General features: G+C 74.0%; 12 protein-coding genes. 2 read left to right on the top strand and 10 right to left on the bottom strand.

The window, feature by feature from the left end:
• Positions 1-11: 11 nt before the first annotated feature.
• From ABZX96_RS24695 to ABZX96_RS24685, 3 genes are all read right to left on the bottom strand, one after another.
• On the bottom strand, positions 12-566 hold the full coding sequence (locus ABZX96_RS24695) for an EF-hand domain-containing protein (RefSeq protein ID WP_355548311.1): 555 nt from the start codon (positions 564-566) through the stop codon (positions 12-14).
• A 376-nt stretch (positions 567-942) separates the two neighbouring features.
• Entirely contained in the window at positions 943-1071 is a 129-nt protein-coding gene (locus ABZX96_RS24690) for a hypothetical protein (RefSeq protein WP_355548308.1), read from the bottom strand.
• Between the two features lie 9 nt (positions 1072-1080).
• Entirely contained in the window at positions 1081-1746 is a 666-nt protein-coding gene (locus ABZX96_RS24685) for a pyridoxamine 5'-phosphate oxidase family protein (RefSeq protein WP_355548306.1), read from the bottom strand.
• A 35-nt stretch (positions 1747-1781) separates the two neighbouring features.
• Between ABZX96_RS24685 and ABZX96_RS24680 the strand changes: the two genes are divergently transcribed.
• Positions 1782-3113, top strand: a complete 1332-nt coding sequence (locus tag ABZX96_RS24680; RefSeq protein WP_355548303.1) for an aminotransferase class I/II-fold pyridoxal phosphate-dependent enzyme — start codon at positions 1782-1784, stop codon at positions 3111-3113.
• A gap of 131 nt (positions 3114-3244) precedes the next feature.
• Here ABZX96_RS24680 and ABZX96_RS24675 read toward each other — a convergent pair whose 3' ends face one another.
• Positions 3245-4327, bottom strand: coding sequence for a DMT family transporter (locus ABZX96_RS24675; protein WP_355548370.1), 1083 nt, complete (start codon positions 4325-4327; stop codon positions 3245-3247).
• A 355-nt stretch (positions 4328-4682) separates the two neighbouring features.
• Here ABZX96_RS24675 and ABZX96_RS24670 point away from each other — a divergent pair, with 355 nt between their 5' ends.
• Positions 4683-5591, top strand: a complete 909-nt coding sequence (locus ABZX96_RS24670) for a LysR family transcriptional regulator (RefSeq protein WP_355548300.1) — start codon at positions 4683-4685, stop codon at positions 5589-5591.
• Between the two features lie 682 nt (positions 5592-6273).
• Here the strand turns inward: ABZX96_RS24670 and ABZX96_RS24665 are convergent.
• From ABZX96_RS24665 to ABZX96_RS24640, 6 genes are all read right to left on the bottom strand, one after another.
• Entirely contained in the window at positions 6274-7647 is a 1374-nt protein-coding gene (locus ABZX96_RS24665; RefSeq protein WP_355548367.1) for a carboxyl transferase domain-containing protein, read from the bottom strand.
• 91 nt (positions 7648-7738) lie between these two features.
• Positions 7739-9442, bottom strand: coding sequence for an acyl-CoA synthetase (locus tag ABZX96_RS24660; protein ID WP_355548297.1), 1704 nt, complete (start codon positions 9440-9442; stop codon positions 7739-7741).
• A 708-nt stretch (positions 9443-10150) separates the two neighbouring features.
• Positions 10151-10906, bottom strand: a complete 756-nt coding sequence (gene narI / locus ABZX96_RS24655) for a respiratory nitrate reductase subunit gamma (protein WP_355548295.1) — start codon at positions 10904-10906, stop codon at positions 10151-10153.
• Positions 10903-11727, bottom strand: coding sequence for a nitrate reductase molybdenum cofactor assembly chaperone (narJ, locus tag ABZX96_RS24650; protein WP_355548292.1), 825 nt, complete (start codon positions 11725-11727; stop codon positions 10903-10905). Before narJ ends, narI begins: the two co-directional genes overlap by 4 nt.
• On the bottom strand, positions 11724-13355 hold the full coding sequence (gene narH, locus ABZX96_RS24645; RefSeq protein ID WP_355548289.1) for a nitrate reductase subunit beta: 1632 nt from the start codon (positions 13353-13355) through the stop codon (positions 11724-11726). Before narH ends, narJ begins: the two co-directional genes overlap by 4 nt.
• 187 nt (positions 13356-13542) lie before the next feature.
• Positions 13543-17211, bottom strand: a complete 3669-nt coding sequence (locus ABZX96_RS24640; protein WP_355548286.1) for a nitrate reductase subunit alpha — start codon at positions 17209-17211, stop codon at positions 13543-13545.
• Positions 17212-17579: the final 368 nt, after the last annotated feature.

The following is a 17579-nucleotide window of genomic DNA, read 5'->3' as shown; positions in this document are numbered from 1 at the left end:
CCCGTGGTGGCCTAACGCGGTGCGAGCGGCGATCCGAGCAGCCAGTTGCCGGGGGCCTCCGGGTCCGGGCTCAGGTAGAACTCCTCGATGGCGGTACGGAACTCCGCGTGGCTGATCACGCCGTTGCCGTCGCGGTCCAGCCGGTGGAAGGCGGGGGTGGATGTCGCGGGGTCGATGCCCAGCGCGTCATACATCCGTACGTATTCGTCGGTTGTGAGCTCGCCGTCGCGGTCCGTGTCGAGAGCGCGCATGAGCGCGTCGGCGATCGGCAGCACGACGTGCTCGAAGGTCTTCGGGTCGGTGACGTGCGAGCGCATGACGCCGATGAACGCCCCGCGCCCCACCCGCGCCTCGCCGTTCCCGGCACCCGCGTCGATCAGGACGTCCCACCACCTGGTGAACGCCTCCCGCAGGGCGTCCCTGTTCTCGTGGTCGTCGGGGCGCGCCACCGCCGTGAACAACTCGGCCATCTGCTCGAAGTCGTCACGGGTGAGCCAGCCGTCCTGGGTGCGGTCGAACCAGTCGAAGAGGATGCTGAACTTGCCCTCGGTGATGTCGTGAGCCATGGAGACCCACCTTCCTTTCGCGCTACCGGGGTGTTCCCTCTGGAGGAGCCTGCTGCGCGGATCGCGGCCCGTGTCGGATCCGTAAGGCGCCGATGACGACGGGGCAGCGGCGTCCTCCATGGAACTGCCGCCGATGAGGGTGGTCAACGGCGCTGTCCAGCCACCGGCGGGCGTCCTTGTCCGCGGTGGCCGGTGCTCCTGCCTGGGGCTCATCGGACGGGGCTGATCGCGCATGGTCGTGCTCAGGGCGGACCCGTGCTTGTGCTCGGAGCGGACCGTGCCTGTGCTCAGGGCGGGCCGTGCTTGTGCTCGGGCGGGCCGGCCCCGGCTTTCGTCCGCGTCCGTCCGTTCGCGGCCCCGTCCGTCGTCCCCTGGATCAGCGCTGTCTCGCCGTCAGCCGCCGCTGCTCGTGGGAGCGGGCGCGTCCGCAGGGGACGTCGCGCTCGGCGAGCCGGTCCTGCCGCGCGGAGTCGTCGGTGGGGGCGTCCCGCGGCTGGACGGGCATCGCCCCTCCTCAGCGGGCCGCGAGGTAGGCGGGGGCGGGCAGGCCCGGGGCCAGGTCGTCGGCGGGTATCGGGGTGCCGTACACGGGCGACACCGGCAGGACGCCGCTCCAGTAGGGGAGGGAGAGGTCTTCCGGTTCGTCGTTGGGGCCGCCGGTACGCGTCTTGGCCGACACCTCGCGCAGGTCGAGGCGGATCAGGGCGGTGGCGGCGAGTTCCTTGGCGTTCGCCGGACGGGAGTCGGCGGCGCGGCCCGGCAGGACGTGATCGACCAGGGCGTCCAGCGCGGCTCGCTTCTCGGCTTCGTCGATGACCTCGTAGGCGACGCCGTGCACGACGACGCTGCGGTAGTTGATGGAGTGGTGGAAGGCGGACCGGGCCAGGACCAGGCCGTCCACGTGCGTGACGGTGACGCACACCGGCAGGCCGGGGTCCTTGGCCGCGCCGGCCATCCGCAGCGGGCGCGAGCCGGTCGAACCGTGTACGTAGAGCCGGTCCTCCACGCGGCCGTACAGCGTGGGCAGGACCACCGGCGCGCCGTCGCGGACGAAGCCGAGGTGGCAGACGTAGCCGGCGTCGAGGATGGCGTGCACCGTTTCGTGGTCGTACGCGGCACGGTCGCGGGACCGCGTGGGGACCGTGCGATCGGTGGGGACGTAGGAAGCGGATTCGGCCATTGACATCTCCATTGCATTAGTGCAAAGTTGAGTTTGTGCTAGGAGAGTATCGGATCGAAGGGCGGCGCGCATCGGAGATTGCCGCCAGCGTCGAGCGAGCCATCGGTGCGGGCGAGCTCCTACCGGGCGAAGTCCTGCCCCCGCTGCGGGAGTTGGCCGTCTACTTGGAGGTCAATCCCAATACGGTCGCGTCCGCGTACCGGACGCTGCGCGACCGGGGAGTCATCGAAACGGCGGGTCGTCGCGGCAGTCGGGTGCGCCGGCGGCCGGCCACGACATCGCGCGAGGCGCTGCAAGTCCAGGTGCCCCCGGGGGTGCGGGACGTGTCGAGCGGCAACCCCGACCCCGGGCTGCTGCCTCCGCTCGAACGGGCGCTGGCGGAGGTGGCGGCGCGCTACGCCAAGGCGCCGACGCTGTACGGCGCGCCCGCGGTCGGCGTGGAGATCGGGGAGCTGGCCCGGGCGCACTTCGCCGCGGACGGGGTTCCGGAAGGCCCCATAGCCGTCACTTCCGGATCGCTGGACGCCATCGAGCGGGTGCTCGCCGCTCACCTGCGGCCCGGCGACACGGTCGCCGTGGAAGACCCCGGCTGGGGCAGTCTGCTGGATCTCATCCCGGCGCTCGGGCTGCGGGTCGCTCCGGTGGGCGTGGACGACGAGGGGCCGCTGGTCGGGCAGGTGAGCCGTGCGCTGGACGAGGGGGCCCGGGCGCTGGTGGTCACCGACCGGGCGCAGAACCCGACCGGCGCCGCGCTGACCGAGCGGCGCGCCACCGCGCTGCGGTCTCTGCTGGCCGAGTATCCGGACATCCTGCTGATCGAGGACGACCACGGCCACGCCATCGTCGACCTGCCGCTGCATCCGCTGGCCGGGGTGACGCGGCACTGGGTGCTGATGCGCTCGACGGCCAAGGCATACGGGCCCGACCTGCGGCTGGCGGTGCTGACCGGCGACGAGGTGACGGTGGACCGGGTCGGTGGGCGGCAGCGGCTCGGCCCCGGATGGGTGAGCCATCTCCTTCAGGACACGGTGGCGCACCTGTGGCGGCGGCAGGTGGTGCGGCCCGAGGAGGTCGCGGCCTCCTACGGGCGGCGACGGGAGGCTCTGACAGCGGCGCTGGGGGAGCGGGGCGTGGCGGCCCGGGGGCGCAGTGGGATGAACGTCTGGGTGCCGGTGCGCGACGAGACGGGCGCGGTGGCGCGGTTGCTGCACTCGGGGTGGGCGGTCGCGCCCGGGGCGCGGTTCCGCGTCGACTCCCCGCCGGGGATACGCGTCACCGTCTCGGGCCTGAGCGAGGAGGAGATCGAGACGGTGGCGGACGCGGTGGCCTCCGCCATCGGGCCCGGCGAGGCTCGTCGGTACGACTGACGAGGCGGGCGGGGGCGCGGTCCCGGCCGTGGCCCGGGCCGTTGGCGGGACGGCCGGGCTTCGGGGTGCTTCCGCCCTTCCCGTTGGGGCGCGGGGCTCCGGGCCTGGCGAAGAGGGGCGTGGCGGCGACGTCAGACGGGGGCGTGGCCGTTGGTCGAGGCGGCGGCTGGAGGTGCGGCGTTGGGGGACGGAGCGTCAGGGGACGGGGAAGAGGACGGGGAGGAGGGTGAGGCCGAGGGCGAGGATGGCGGCGACGCAGCCGGGGGAGAGGCGACTGCGTCGGGCGCGGAGCGAGCGGAAACGCCGGAATCGGTGCCGGTACCAGTGCCGTTGGTGGTGGTGTCAGTGCCCGTGACGGTGCGGCGAGGGCGGGTCTGGGTCAGGGCGGCGCCGGCGAGGACGATGAGAGCGCCGACGGGAGTGTTCCAGCCGAACTCCTCGTTCAGGACCAGCACGCCCGCCGCGGCGGCGATCACGGGAACGAAGTAGGTCACCATCTGCGCGGTGGTGGGCCCGACCTCCGCCACCAGGCCGTACTGCAGCAGGAAGGCGAAGCCGGTGCCGAGCGCTCCGAGGGCGGCCACCGCGAGCAGGGAGACGATCGAGAAGGAATGCGGAAGAGAGGTGAAGAACGCGGACACCACGCCCAGTTGGAGGGTGGCCAGGAGGAGTTGGGTGCCGGCTATCGAGAGGTGGGACTCCTCGGTGTCGCCGAGGGTGCGCCGGACGTAGATCCAGCCGATGGGGTAGCTCAGCGAAGCGCCCAGGGCCATCGCCGTCCCGGTCAGGTCCGTGCCGGCGAAACCCTGCCAGGCGCCGAGCACGGTGAGCACGCCCAGGAAACCCAGGCCCAGGCCCGCGACGCGGCGGCGGGTGGGGCGGTCCTCGGAGAGGGCCACCAGTGAGAGCGCCATGCCCCACAGGGGGGAGGTGGCGTTGCAGATGCCGGCCAGGGTGGAGGGGATGGTCAGTTCGGAGTAGGCGAAGAGCGAGAAGGGGAGGGCGTTGAGGAAGAACGCGGCGACCGTCAGATGGCCCCAGGTCCGGGCGAAGCGCGGCAGCCGTTCGCGCTTGAACACGAGCACGACGAGCAGGACCGCCGTGCCGAACACCATCCGGCCCAAGGTGACGTGCAGCGGCACGTAGGTCTGCATGCCGAGCTTGATGAACAGGAAGCTGAAGCCCCAGATCAGGGACAGGGCGCCGAAGCGGATGCGCCAGTCGAGCCGGGGTCGCCCAGGGACCGATGCGGCCTTGCGGGGGGATTCGGCCGTGGCGTCGTCGCCCGTGTCGGACTGCCGCCCGGCCGTCGGGGTGTCCGGGGCGGCCGGGGCGGCCGGGGGCGCGGTGGGCGCCGGGAGAGGCGGGGCGGTCGGTGGGGCCGGGGTGGAGGCCGCGTCGGTGGGATGCGAGAGGAGGGGGACGCGGAACGGGGGTGAGGTGAGGGAGCGGGCGGCGGGGGAGCCGTTCGGTTCGGAGGGGCTGGTGGTGCTCATGAAGTCACGATGCTGGAGGTGATCGCGTAGTACAAGCGAAATTATCTGGGGGTGATCGCTTAGCATCGCTTACGTGATGAATCTGGAGCGCTTGCGCATTCTGAGCGCGGTGGCACGGCACGGGTCGGTGACCGCGGCGGCCGTGGGGCTGCACGTCACCAGCTCCGCCGTATCCCAGCAACTCGCCAAGCTGGAGCGGGAGACCGGTCAGCAACTGCTCACCAAGAACGGCCGGGGCGTGCGCCTGACCGATGCCGGCCAACTCCTCGCCGAACACGCCGACCGCATCCTGTCCCACGTCGAACTGGCCCGGTCCGACCTGGAGGCACACCGCGGCCAGGCGATCGGCGAACTGCGGCTGTGCGGGTTCCCCACCGCGGCACGCGGCCTCTTCCCCACCGCGCTCGCCACCCTGCGCCGTGAGCACCCCAAGCTCCGGGTGCGGACGCTGGAGAAGGAACCGGAGGAGGGCGTGCTCAGCGTGGTGCGGGGCGGTGCCGATCTCGCGGTCGTCCTGGACTGGTACAACCAGCCGCTGTCCCTGCCGGAGGGCCTGGCCAAGGCGCCGCTGCTGGACGACCCGGCCGACCTGGCGATGCCCGCGGACCACCCGCTGGCCGATCGCCGGACGGTGGAGCTGGAGGACTTCGCCGACGACGAGTGGATCTCCTGGCCGCAGGGCGAACTCTGCCACGAGTGGCTGACGTTCACGCTGCGGGGCAAGGGCATCGAACCGCGCATCGCGCACCTGGCCGGTGAGCACCACACCCAACTCGCCCTCATCGCGGCCGGGCTCGGAGTGGCGGTGGCGCCCCGGCTCGGCCGTGGGCCGGTGCCGGAAGGGGTGCGCGTGGTGCCCGTACGGCACACGATGCGCCGCCACATCTATGCCGTGTGGCGCGCGGACGCCGATCGCAGGCCGTCGATCCGGGCGGTGGTCGAGGCGCTGCGGGTGGTGGGGGCGTCGGTCGCGGACGGCTGAGCCCGTGTGGCGGGTGGGTGGGGTGGGGCGCCGTTCCGGAGCGTCGGAGAAGTCGCCGTCGCGGTCGGCTGTGACACGCCGGTCGGTCGGCTGTGACGCGTGCTCGGCTGACGCGGGACGGCTGACGCGCGCTCGGCTGTGAGGGAAGGCGGGGAAGTCGTCACCCGTGGGGCTCGCGGGCCGTGCATGCCCTGTCCGTCCGAGGCCGGTGGTGCGCCTGTCCATGGGGCTCCCGGATCAGCGACGTGTCCGTGCCCGGTGCGCCAGGCCGTGCGCGCGGGCCAAGGCGGAGCCGCGCGGGCCAGGGCAGAGCCGCGCGGGCCAGGGCGGAGCCCCGCGGGCCCCGCTTCTCGTCGTCCTGGTCCCCTGGGGCACGCGCGGCCCTGTATATCGCGTTCCCCGAGGTGGGCGATGCTCGTGTCCCCTGGGCTCCCGGATCAGTGACACGTCCCCGCCCGTCGTGCCAGGCCGTGGATGGAGGCTGTGCGCTGCGAGCCGTGCCTGCGGGCCGGGGGCAGGACCGCCCGCTGGCCTGTGGCTCTTCGTCGTCCTGGTTCCCCGGGCCGCTGCCGCCCGGCGGGTTCTGCTCGGGGTCTGCGCGGACGCAGGCGCGGACGCAGGCGCGGGTGCGGGCCCGGACGAGGGCCCGGACGAGGACTCGGAGGGCGGGCTCTCACCCGGGTCAGGGTGCAGGCCCGGCCCCGGGAGCCCTGGAGACGATGCCGCGGATGATGCCCAGGTCGAGCAAGTCCTGGGGGCGGAGGCGCAGTTGGTCGGCCGTGTGCCGGATCTCGTTCGCGTCGCGTTTGAGGATCGCGGCGGCCGATTCCGGGCCGATCACGGAGAAGTAGCTGTCCGGAGTGGCCCACAGCCGGTCCGGCGCGGCGAGTGCCAGCGCCCCGCCGGAGCCGCCCTCGCCGATGAGCAGGGAGGTGAGGGGAGTACGGGCCGTGGCCAGTGCGGCGAAGGCGTCCGCGATGGCCGGGCCGGCGCCCTCCTGTTCGGCCCGCGCGTCGTTGGCCGCGCCCGGCGTGTCCACCAGCGTGAGCACCGGGACGCACAGCTGGTCCGCCGACCGGATCAGCCGGGCGGCCGTGCGGAAACCGGCCGGCCGGGTGGGCGTGCCGCACTGCGCCGCGAACGCGATCGTCCGCCCGTCCCGCAGGCCGAAGCCGCAGCGGACGCCGTCGTCCACACCGCCGCAGCGGTCGCCGCTGATCTCCTCCCGCCAGTCGAAGTACGCGTCCAGGTACGCCTCGGCGCGTGGACGGCGGGGGTCCCGGGCACGCCGCACGGCCTCCCAGCCGGTGGCGGGGAGCTCGGCCGCGCCCAAGGCGTGCGGCGGTGGCGCGGGCGCCGGGGCCGGGGCGCTCTCGGCCGTCTCCGTACCGCCCGTCCCTCCTGCCGTCACGGGCCCGTGGCCGCCCAGGAGGCGCAGCCAGCGGGCCAGGGTGGGGCGGAGGCGGTGGGGCGGGACGAGGGCGTCGATGTGGCCGGCGGACCACTGGGCCTCGGCGGTGTAGGCGTGCGGGTCGGCGTCGCAGGGACGGACGCGGGAACCGGCGAAGCCGACCTGTGCGCGCGGCAGGGCCAGGATGACGTCGGCCCCCGCGCCCAGGGTGGCCCAGCCGCCGCCGGTCGCCGGGTCGCGCAGCACGGCGATCTGCGGCAGCCCCGCCGCGCGGGTCAGCGCCGACTGGCCGGCCAGCCGCTGCAACTGGCTCAGGGCCCGCATGCCCTCCTGCATCCGGCTGCCGCCCGTGGCGATCAGCGAGACGATCGGCAGCCGGAGCGCGCGGGCGTGGGCATGGGCGGTCGCGAGGCGGTCGCCGGTGCGCTCGCCGAGGGAGCCGCCCAGGTAACCGAACTCGAAGGAGACCAGCACCGCCCGGGCCCCGCCGATCGTGGCGACGCCCGTGACCACGGACTCCGGCTCGCCGGTGCGTTCCCGGGCGCGGTCGCGCGCGGCGTCGTAACCGTCCCACGAGAGCGGCCCGTCCACCGGCGACGCCGCGCGCGCGGGTGGCGCGGGCAGCTCCGAGAACTCCTCCGTCACCGCGGCGATGGCCTCCCGGGCGGACCAGCGCGGCGCGGCCGGGCCAGGCGCCGGCGCCTGGCCCGGCGGTGGGGAGCCGGAGGGCGGGGACTCAGGCACGGAGTTCCCGCTTGAGGATCTTGCCCATGTCGTTGCGCGGCAGGGCGTCCAGGAAGCGGACGACGCGCGGGCGCTTGTGCGGGGCGAGTTGCCGGGCGACGTGGTCGGCCAGTTCCTCCGCCGAAGGGGCGGCCGAGGTCCCTGTGGGTGACGTTCCTTCGTACGGTTCTGCCGGCACGTCCGCCCGCGCGGAGGACGCTCCGTCCGGGGCGGGGGCCCGGACGACCCAGGCGACGATGCGTTCCCCGAGGTCCTCGTCCGGTTCGGCGGTGACGGCGGCCTCGGCGACGCCCGGGTGTTCGAGCAGGGCGTTCTCGATCTCACCCGCGCCGATCTTGTACCCGCCGCTCTTGATGAGGTCGGTGGCCTTGCGGCCCACGATGCGGTAGTTGCCCGCGGCGTCCCGGGTGGCCATGTCCCCCGTACGGAACCAGCCGCCGTCGAACGCCGCGGCGGTGGCGTCCGGACGGTTGAGGTACTCGACGAACAGGTTCGGGCCGCGGACCTGGATCTCCCCCACGGTCTCGCCGTCGTCGTCCCGGATCGGCTCGCCGTGGTCGTCGACGAGCCGGACGTACACACCGGGAAGGGGGGAGCCGACCGTCCCCGTGGCCGGTTCGCCGTCGGCGCGCACGCTCGTGATCATGAGTGTTTCGGTCATGCCGTACCGCTCGACGACCCGGCGCCCGGTGGCCGCGGCGATCCGCTCGTGGTCCGTACGGGGCAGCGCCGCCGAGCCGGAGACCAGGAGGCGGGCCCGGCCGAGCGCCTTGGCGAGCGCCGGATCACCCTCCGCCTCGATGGCCAGCCGGTGGTACATCGTGGGCACCCCGAACAGCATCGTGCCGTCCGCAGCGAGCTCCCGGGCCACGCCCTCGGTGGAGAAGCGCCCCAAGTGGTGCAGGCTGCCGCCGCGGCGCAGCGGACCCAGGACGCCCAGCACCAGCCCGTGGACGTGGAAGAGCGGCAGGGCGTGCACGAGCACGTCGTCGGCCGTCCACCGCCAGACCTCCGCCAGGGCGTCCAGGGTGTGGGCGAGGGCACGGCGGGGGAGCACGACGCCCTTGGGCGGGCCCGTCGTGCCGGAGGTGTAGACGATCAGCGCGGGCGTCTCGGCGTTGGGCTCCTGGGGCAGGTCGTCCACGTACGCGGGCTCAGGATCGGCGATGGCGCCCGGGGGGATCGCCTCCGCGCCCGAGGGGGCCGCTTCGGGGGAGCGCTCCGGGGTGGCGGATTCCGGCGCCGCGCCCTGCCCGTCCTCCGCCGTCGCGCCCGGCCCGTCCTTCGGTGTCGCGTCCGCTCCCGTTGTCGGTGACACATGTGCGCCCCGAATCCGTGCCTCGTAGGGATCGACGACGTTCATACGAGGGAGGGCGGCCAGGGCGTCGGGGAGGACGGCGTCCGGCTCGGCCAGGACGAGGGTGGGGGCGCTGTCCGTCACGATGTGCGCCAGCTCGCGCTCGCCGATCTTCGGGTTCACCGGGACGGCGGGCACCCCCGCGAGCAGCGCGGCGACCGTGGCGACGGCGGTCTCCAGCGTGGGCGTGGCCCAGATCGCCACCCTCGTCTCCGCGCCGATCCGCTGGGCGAGCGGGCCCGCCACCGCGGCCAGCCGGCGGTAGGTCAGCAGGCGGTCACCGAAGCGCAGCGCGGGCGCGGACGACGCCTCGCGCAGCGCGGGGAAGAGCACGTTCACCGGTTCTCCTTCGTCCTCGTCGGCCCGGCACCCGGGCCGTCCGGCCGGGGCCGCCCCGCCACCGCGCCGCCCCGCCGCGGCCGGCTCCGCGGACACCGGCCGGACGGCCCGCGACGGCGCGGCACGGGCTGACGTCCACCACTGTCGCAGAGACCACTGACAAGCGATCAGCGCGGGTGGCCGACGACGTGGACAAAGGCCTCCGGGGCCGTCCGGGGCCGGAGGCGGGGCACTCCTCCGTGCGCCGTGTCCACGCGTACGCGAAGGCCCGGCCGCACGCAAGGGCCCGGCGGGCGGCCGGGCGGACAGCGGCGTTTCACAGGAGGGGCGCGGGCCGACGCGCCCCAGGACGGACGAATCCCAGCGCCCCGAGTGCCCGCGCCTGCTCTTTTCTTCCTCTCCCCCCACAAAGGGGCGGACGCGCAACCGACGGAAGGGGACGTCCCGGGGTGCCCCCGCAGCGGACTGGGGCGCGGCGGCCCCGTCACGAGATGACATCGGGTAAGCGCAACTGCCGCGAGGAGGTACCCCGGGGCGGCCCCGACCCCAAAACACACCGGGCGTCCGCCCCACACACCCCCCTCCCGCCGAAGGCGGCAAACCCCGCACCAACAGGTGGCGCCCCGGCCCCCGCTCGACGCGGCCCACGGGCGCGGAAGGCCGCCGCGGCCCGCCCGCCCACCGCGACCACCGCACCCCCCGGTACGACTACCGCACCCCCGCCGACCGCCCCCGCACCCGCGACACCGCGGCGGCCATCGGGGCCGCCGAGAACCCCCGTGCCCGTCCGGCACGGGACCGGTAGACCACATACGGGCGGACGAGGTAGCCGATAGGGGCGGCGAAGGCGTGGATGAGGCGACTGAAGGGCCACAGGGCGAAGAGGAGCATGGCGAGGAGGGTGTGGAGCTGGTAGACGAACGGGGCGTGCGCCATGGCGGGCACCGCGGGGTCGAGGGCGAACAGGCTGCGGAACCACACGGACAGGCCGGCGCGGTAGTCGTAGGGGTGGGGGAAGGCGAGGGTCACCGTCGCCACGAGGCCGCCCACCAGGACGGTGGCCAGCAGCGGGAAGAGCGCCAGGTCACCGCGGGTGGTGGCGCGCCGTACCGCGCGTACCCGTACGCGCCGCCACATCAGGAGCAGGAAACCGCCGACCGTCGCCAGGCCCGCCAGGCTGCCGAGGGCCAGGGCGGCGGCGTGGTACGTGCTCTCGCTGACGCGCAACCGCTCGGTGAGGGTTTCGGGGACGAGCAGGCCCACCACATGGCCGCCGATGACGAAGAGCAGGCCGTAGTGGAACAGCGGCGAGGCGACGCGCAGCAGGCGGTGTTCGTGGAGCTGGCTGGAACGGGTGGTGATGCCGAAGCGGTCGTGGCGAAAGCGCCACACGGTGCCGGCGACGAACAAGACGAGGCAGAGGTAGGGCAGGACGCCCCACAGCGCGGTGTGCAGGTGGTTCATCGGGGGGCACCTTCCGCCGGGCGGGCATCACGGCGAGACGGGGATGAGGCGGACCGAGACGAAGAAGAGACGGATGCGGGGAGGTCCCCGGGGCGTGTCTCCGACGGGCCTCCCCGGTTGACCTGTTCGGTCGGCGACGCGCCTTCCGGGCGGACTCGTTCGATCGGCCGCGGTTCTTCTTGGTCGGTCAGCTCGGTCGGCGACGCGCCTCCCCCGCCACCCCGCTCCATCGGCGGCGCGTCGTCCCCCACCCCCACCCGCTCGACCGGCGGCGGCGTCCGCGCCAGTCGGCGGGCCGCAGCCCGATTCGCCGGGCGGGGGCCGGGGAGCGTCGCCGAAAGGGACTCCAGCACCAGGGCGTACGGGGTGCCGCGCGCGTCGAGTGCGGTCCGCAGCAGTTCGACGGCGGCTCGGTGGTCGTGGAGGAGGCGCCGGCCGGGCCGGGGGCAGCGGGCGGCGAACTCCAGCATGAGGGCGAGGTGGTCGGGGAGTTCGTCGGGGGCGGGCTGCCAGCCGTGCTGCTGGTAGAGGGCCTTGAGACGGGCGAGGGCGGCGCCGCGGCGGCGGGTGTCCCCGTCGGTGTAGTAGGTCAGGTGCAGGGTGCGGCGCGGGGTGCGGTCGAACACGTCGGTGTAGTGGGCCGCCGCGTCGAGGACGGGCGTGTCGGCCATGCGGTCGCAGAAACGGACCAGGGGCCGGGCGGCCGGGCCGCGGACCGTGCCGAGCTGTTCGCGCACCAGCCCGAGGAGGCCCGGCCAGCCGTCCCCGGGGTAGTACAGGAGCAGCGAGGCGGCCTGGTGGACGGCGGTGGTGCCGTTCATGGGCGGGCCTCGTCCCCGAGGGTGGTGTCCCCGAGGGCGTTCCGCCGGGGGAACAGTCCCGCCGGGCGCCCCCGGCCGTCCCAGTTCAGGAGGTTGACGCGACCGCGGGTCGCGGTGCCGGCGGGCTCGGGGGCGGCCTCGTCCTCGGGCAGGGTGTGCAGCGCCTCGGCCGCGTACATGCCGGGGCCGTCCGCGCCGTCCAGGCTGCACCCGGTGTCCACGGCGCTGCCGGGCTCGGCGGTGTAGCTGGTCGGGATGACGTACCGCTCGGCGTACTTGGCCAGGGCCAGCAGCCGGTACATCCCCTCTATGCCCGCCGCGTCGAGCCCGACGGCGCGCGCGATGGCGGGGTCCTGCTCCTCGCCCAGGTTGACGCGCCGCATGTGGACGCGCATGGCCGCCAGCCGGCACAGCGCGGCCTCGACCGGGGCGGGGTCGCCCGCGGTGAACAGTTCGGCCAGGTAGGACAGCGGGATGCGCAGACTGTCGATGGCGCCGAACAGGGCGGCCGGGTCCTCCCCGTCGTGCCCGTCGCGGGTCAGCGCCTCGACGACGGGGGAGAGCGGCGGGACGTACCAGACCATGGGCAGGGTGCGGTACTCCGGGTGGAGCGGCAGCGCGATCCGGTACTTCACGATCAGGTCGCGGACGGGGGAGCGGCGCGCCGCGGTGATCCAGTCGTACGGGATGCCGGCCTGTTCGGCGGCGCGGGCCACTTCAGGGTCGTCGGGGTCGAGGAAGCAGCCGAGCTGCGCCTCGTACAGGTCCTTCTCGTTGGGGACGGAGGCGGCGCGGCCGACCGCGTCCGGGTCGTAGAGCATGACGCCGAGGTAGCGCAGCCGGCCCACGCACGTCTCGGAGCAGACGGTGGGCTCACCGGCCTCGATGCGCGGGTAGCACAGGGTGCACTTCTCGGCCTTGCCGGTGGAGTGGTTGAAGTAGACCTTCTTGTACGGGCAGCCGCTGACGCACATCCGCCAGCCCCGGCAGCGGTCCTGGTCCACCAGGACGATGCCGTCCTCCATCCGCTTGTAGAGCGCGCCCGAGGGGCAGACGGCCACGCACGACGGGTTGAGGCAGTGCTCGCAGATGCGGGGCAGGTAGAACATGAACGCCTGCTCGTACTCCAGCCGCACCTGCTCACCGATCTTCCGCAAAATCGGGTCGCCGGCGGTGTGCGCCGGTCCGCCGCCCAGGTCGTCGTCCCAGTTCGGGCCGCCGGTGACGGAGATGGGCCGGCCGTCGATCAGGGACCGGGGCGGGGCGGTCGGCACGTCGTCGCCCAAAGGGGCGGTGGTGAGGTTGGCGTAGTCGTAGGTCCAGGGCTCGTAGTAGTCCTCCAGGGAGGGCAGTTCGGGGTTGGCGAACAGGCGGGCCAGCCGCCGCGCCCGGCCGCCGGAACGCGGCACGAGCCGGCCACGCCGCAGCTCCCAGCCGCCCCGCCACCGGTCCTGGTCCTCGTAGCCGTGCGGGTAGCCCTGGCCGGGGCGGGTCTCGACGTTGTTGAACCAGGCGTACTCGGTGCCCGTGCGGTTGGTCCAGGTCTGTTTGCACGTGACCGAACAGGTGTGGCAGCCGATGCATTTGTCGAGGTTCATGACCATGGCGATCTGCGCCATCACACGCATTGTCGGAGCTCCACTCGTGGTGTCGTCGGGCAGGGGAGCGGCGCGCTCCCGGGGGCGCGGGGAGGGCGCCGCTCCCCACGCGGCGGTCGCACGTTCCCGAGGGCCCCGGGGCCTCGCGCGGTCCGTGCGGCGGGGCCCCGCACGGTCCGCACCGCGCGTCGGGAAGCCGCTCGCCGCCGGCCCACCGTCAGAACTCCACGTCCTGCGATCGCCGCCGGATGACGGTGACCGCGTCCCGCTGGTTGCCGGTGGGCCCGTAGTAGTTGGGGGCGAAGGAGAGCTGGGCGTGGCCGCCGATGAGGTGGGTCGGCTTGATCAGCAGCCGGGTCAGGGCGTTGTGCACGCCGCCGCGCCGGCCGGTGGTCTCGGACTTGGGCACGTTCACCAGGCGTTCCTGCACGTGGTACATGAACACGGTGCCCACCGGCATCCGGTGCGAGACGATCGCGCGCGCCACCACGACGCCGTTGGCGTTGACCGCCTCGATCCAGTCGTTGTCCGCCGCCTCGATCGCCTCGGCGTCCTGGGGGCTGAGCCAGATCGTGGGCCCTCCCCGGGAGAGCGTCTGCATGAGGGGGTTCTCCTGGTACTCGGAGTGGATGGACCACTTCGAGTGCGGCGTGACGTACCGCACCGTCACCGAGCGCCCCGTCCCGCCGCCCTCCCGGGGGCGTTCCCCGAGGGCGGCCAGGTCCAGCGGCGGGCGGTACAGGGGGAGCTGTTCGCCGTACTCGGCGATCCAGTCGTGATCGAGGTAGAAGTGCTGGCGGCCGGTGAGGGTGTGCCAGGGCTTGCGGTGCTCGGTGTTGATGGTGAAGGGCGCGTAGCGGCGCTCGGGGCCCTCCTTCCCGGACCACTCGAAGCTCGCGCCGACCTGGACGGGCCGGTCCTGGGTGTCGGAGAAGACCACCCGCCGCTCGGCCACCGACGCGGCCAGCTCCGCCAGCCCCGACGCGGACCCGCAGCGCTCGGCCAGCCGGGTGAACCCCTCCGCCGCGATCCGCCCGTTGGTGGTGCCGGACAGCGCCAGGATCGCCTCGCACAGCTTGACGTCCGTGTCCAGCAGCGGCCGTCCGCGCGCCGCGCCCCCGGCGGCGGTGCCGCACCGGGCGGCCAGCCACGCCGCCTCCGGGCCGGGACGCACGGTGACGCCCTTGACCGGCATCCCGGCGCGCTCGGCGAGCGGCCCGAAGGCGGCCAGGCGGTCGGCCACCGTCGTGTAGTCGCGTTCCACGACGGTGACGGCCGGTGCCGTCTCGCCCGGAGGCGGCGCCTCGCCCGGCGTGTCGTGCTGCAACGCGGTGGCCACCAGGTCGTACGCGGTGTCCAGGCGGCCGTTCGCGAGTTCGCCGAGTTTGGCGGCCAGCCCGTGGAAGATGTCGAAGTCGGTACGGGCCTGCCAGGGCGGGATGATCGCCGGGGAGAACGCGTGCACGTACGGGTGCAGGTCGGTGCTGGACAGGTCGTGCTTCTCGTACCAGGTCGCCGCGGGCAGCACCAGATCGGCGAAGAGCGTCGTCGACGTCATGCGGAAGTCGAGGGTGAGCAGCAGGTCGAGCTTGCCGTGCGGCGCCTCGTCCCGCCAGGCGACCTCGCGCGGACGCAGGTGCGGCGGGGTCTCCGGGGCCCGCGCGTGGCCGTCGGCGCCCAAGAGGTGCCGCAGGAAGAACTCGTTCCCCTTGGCCGAGGAACCGATCAGGTTCGCCCGCCATACGGTCAGCACCCGCGGCCAGTTCCGCGGCGCGTCCGGGTCCTCGCACGCGTACCGCACCCGGCCCGCCGCCCGCTCGTCGGCCAGCCAGCGGGCCGGGTCCCGTCCGGAGTCGCGGGCGCGCCGCCCCAGGTCCAGCGGGTTGGCGTCGAAGGTGGGGTACGACGGCATCCAGCCCCGGCGGGCGGACTCCGCCACCAGATCGGCGGTGTGCCGCCCGGCGAACAGGCCCCGGCCGGCCGGGGAGGCCAGCGCGTCGGCCGGGGCCTGTTCGTAACGCCACTGGTCGGTGTGCACGTACCAGTACGGCGTCCCGGCCATCTGCCGCGAGGGACGGACCCAGTCCGCGGCGGTGGCCAACTGCTGCCAGCCGGCGTACGGGCGGATCTTCTCCTGGCCCACGTAGTGCGCCCAGCCGCCCCCGTTGACGCCCTGGCAGCCGGTGAGCAGGAGCAGCGAGAGGAACGAGCGGTAGACGGTGTCGGAGTGGAACCAGTGGTTGGTGCCCGCGCCCATCACGATCATGCAGCGGCCCCGGGTCTGCTCCGCGGTGCGGGCGAACTCCCGCGCCACCCGCACCGCCGCCCCCGCGGGCACCGAGGTGATCGCCTCCTGCCACGCCGGGGTGCCCGGCTGGGACCCGTCCTCGTACGAGGCGGGCCACCGGCCCGGCAGCCCGGGCCGGCCGACCCCGTACCGGGCCAGCAGCAGGTCGAACACCGTGGTCACCAGCCGGCCGCCGACCTCGCGCACCGGCACCCCGCGCCGGACCACCGCCCCCGGCTCGTCGAAACGCGGCAGCACCACCTCGGCGGTGCGCCCGCCCTCGGGCCGGTGCAGCGTCAGCAGCGGGTCGGTGCCGCCCAGGTCCAGGTTCCAGCGGCCCCGGCCCCGCTCGGACCAGCGGTCGCCCAGCGTGCCGTTGGGGGCGACGATCGCGCCGGAGACAGCGTCCACCAGGAGCGTGCGGTAGCGGTCCGCGTCGGCGTCCGGGGCCTCGTCCGGGGCCGCCCCCAGATCCGCGGCGGTGAGGAACTTCCCCGGGACGCGGGCGCCGTCGTGCTCCTCCAGCGCCACCAGGAACGGCAGGTCGGTGAAGCGCTTGACGTAGTCGGTGAAGTACGGCACCCGCCGCTCCACGAAGCACTCGCGCAGGATCACGTGCCCCATCGCCATGGCCAGCGCCCCGTCCGTCCCCGGGTGTGGGTGCAGCCACTCGTCGGCGAACTTCGTCGCGTCCGCGTAGTCGGGCGAGACCACCACGACCTTCTGGCCCCGGTAGCGGGCCTCGGCCATCCAGTGGGCGTCCGGCGTGCGGGTGACCGGCACGTTGGAACCCCACAGCATCAGATAGGCAGCGTCCCACCAGTCGCCGGACTCCGGCACGTCCGTCTGGTCGCCGAAGACCTGCGGGGAGGCGATCGGCAGGTCCGCGTACCAGTCGTAGAAGGAGAGCATCGGCGCGCCGATCAGCGACATGAAGCGGGCGCCGACCGCGTGCGAGGCCATCGACATCGCCGGGATCGGCGAGAACCCGGCGATCCGGTCCGGACCGTACTCCGCCAACGTGTGCACATGCGCGGCGGCGGCGAGCTCCAGCGCCTCGTCCCATCCGACGCGCACCAGCCCGCCCGTGCCGCGCGCCGACTGGTAGCGCCGCCGCTTCTCCGGATCGGCGGTGATCTCCGCCCAGGCCGCCACCGGGTCACCGAGCCGCGCCCTGGCCTCCCGGTACAGCTCCACCAGGACTCCCCGCGCGTGCGGGTAGCGGATCCGGGTCGGCGAGTAGGTGTACCAGGAGAAGGAGGCCCCCCGGGGGCAGCCGCGCGGCTCGTACTCGGGGCGGTCGGGACCGGTGGAGGGGTAGTCCGTGGCCTGCGTCTCCCAGGTGATCAGCCCGTCCTTGACGTACACCTTCCAGGAACAGGACCCCGTGCAGTTCACCCCGTGGGTGGAACGCACCACTTTGTCGTGCGCCCAGCGCTCCCGGTACGGAGCGTCGTTGACGCCCTGACCGGTACGGAAGACCGCCCGCGCGTCGGGGGTCACCGGCGCCCGGCTCAGGAGCCGCCCCGCCCGCAGCAGTCGTTCCGCCGCCGCGTCGGCGGACCGCCCGCCGCGCGCCCGCAACCTGCCCGTACCCACCAGACGGCTCCCCTCGGTGGCCCCTGCGATCGTCGAAGAGCGATCCCGCCGTGATCGCGACGAGCGGCTCGCGGCGATCACCGAAGCGCGCCGAAGGGCGGTTCCCGCGATCGCCAAGAAGCAGGGTGCGCCCGCCGCCCCCGTCAGGGGCACCCGACAGCAGCGCCCTTGGGTGAGGCCCAGAGAAGAATTTCCGTCCGCTTTGCCGTCGTATCTGGCCGAAACCGGACTCTCCGGGTACCGGTGCGGTCGATTCCGGTCCGGATGTGTGCGGTAGGCGCGGGGGGCCTCCTACGGGGCCGGCGAGGATCGCGCCGGGTTCCGGGAGCGGGTGTCGAGGGGACTCGTCCGCCGCGGGCACGGCACGG

This window comes from Streptomyces sp. NPDC003077 (genome assembly GCF_040611095.1).
Lineage (GTDB): Bacteria > Actinomycetota > Actinomycetes > Streptomycetales > Streptomycetaceae > Streptomyces.
Note: the sequence above shows the minus strand (reverse complement) of the source record. Positions and strands in the feature narration are given on the sequence as shown.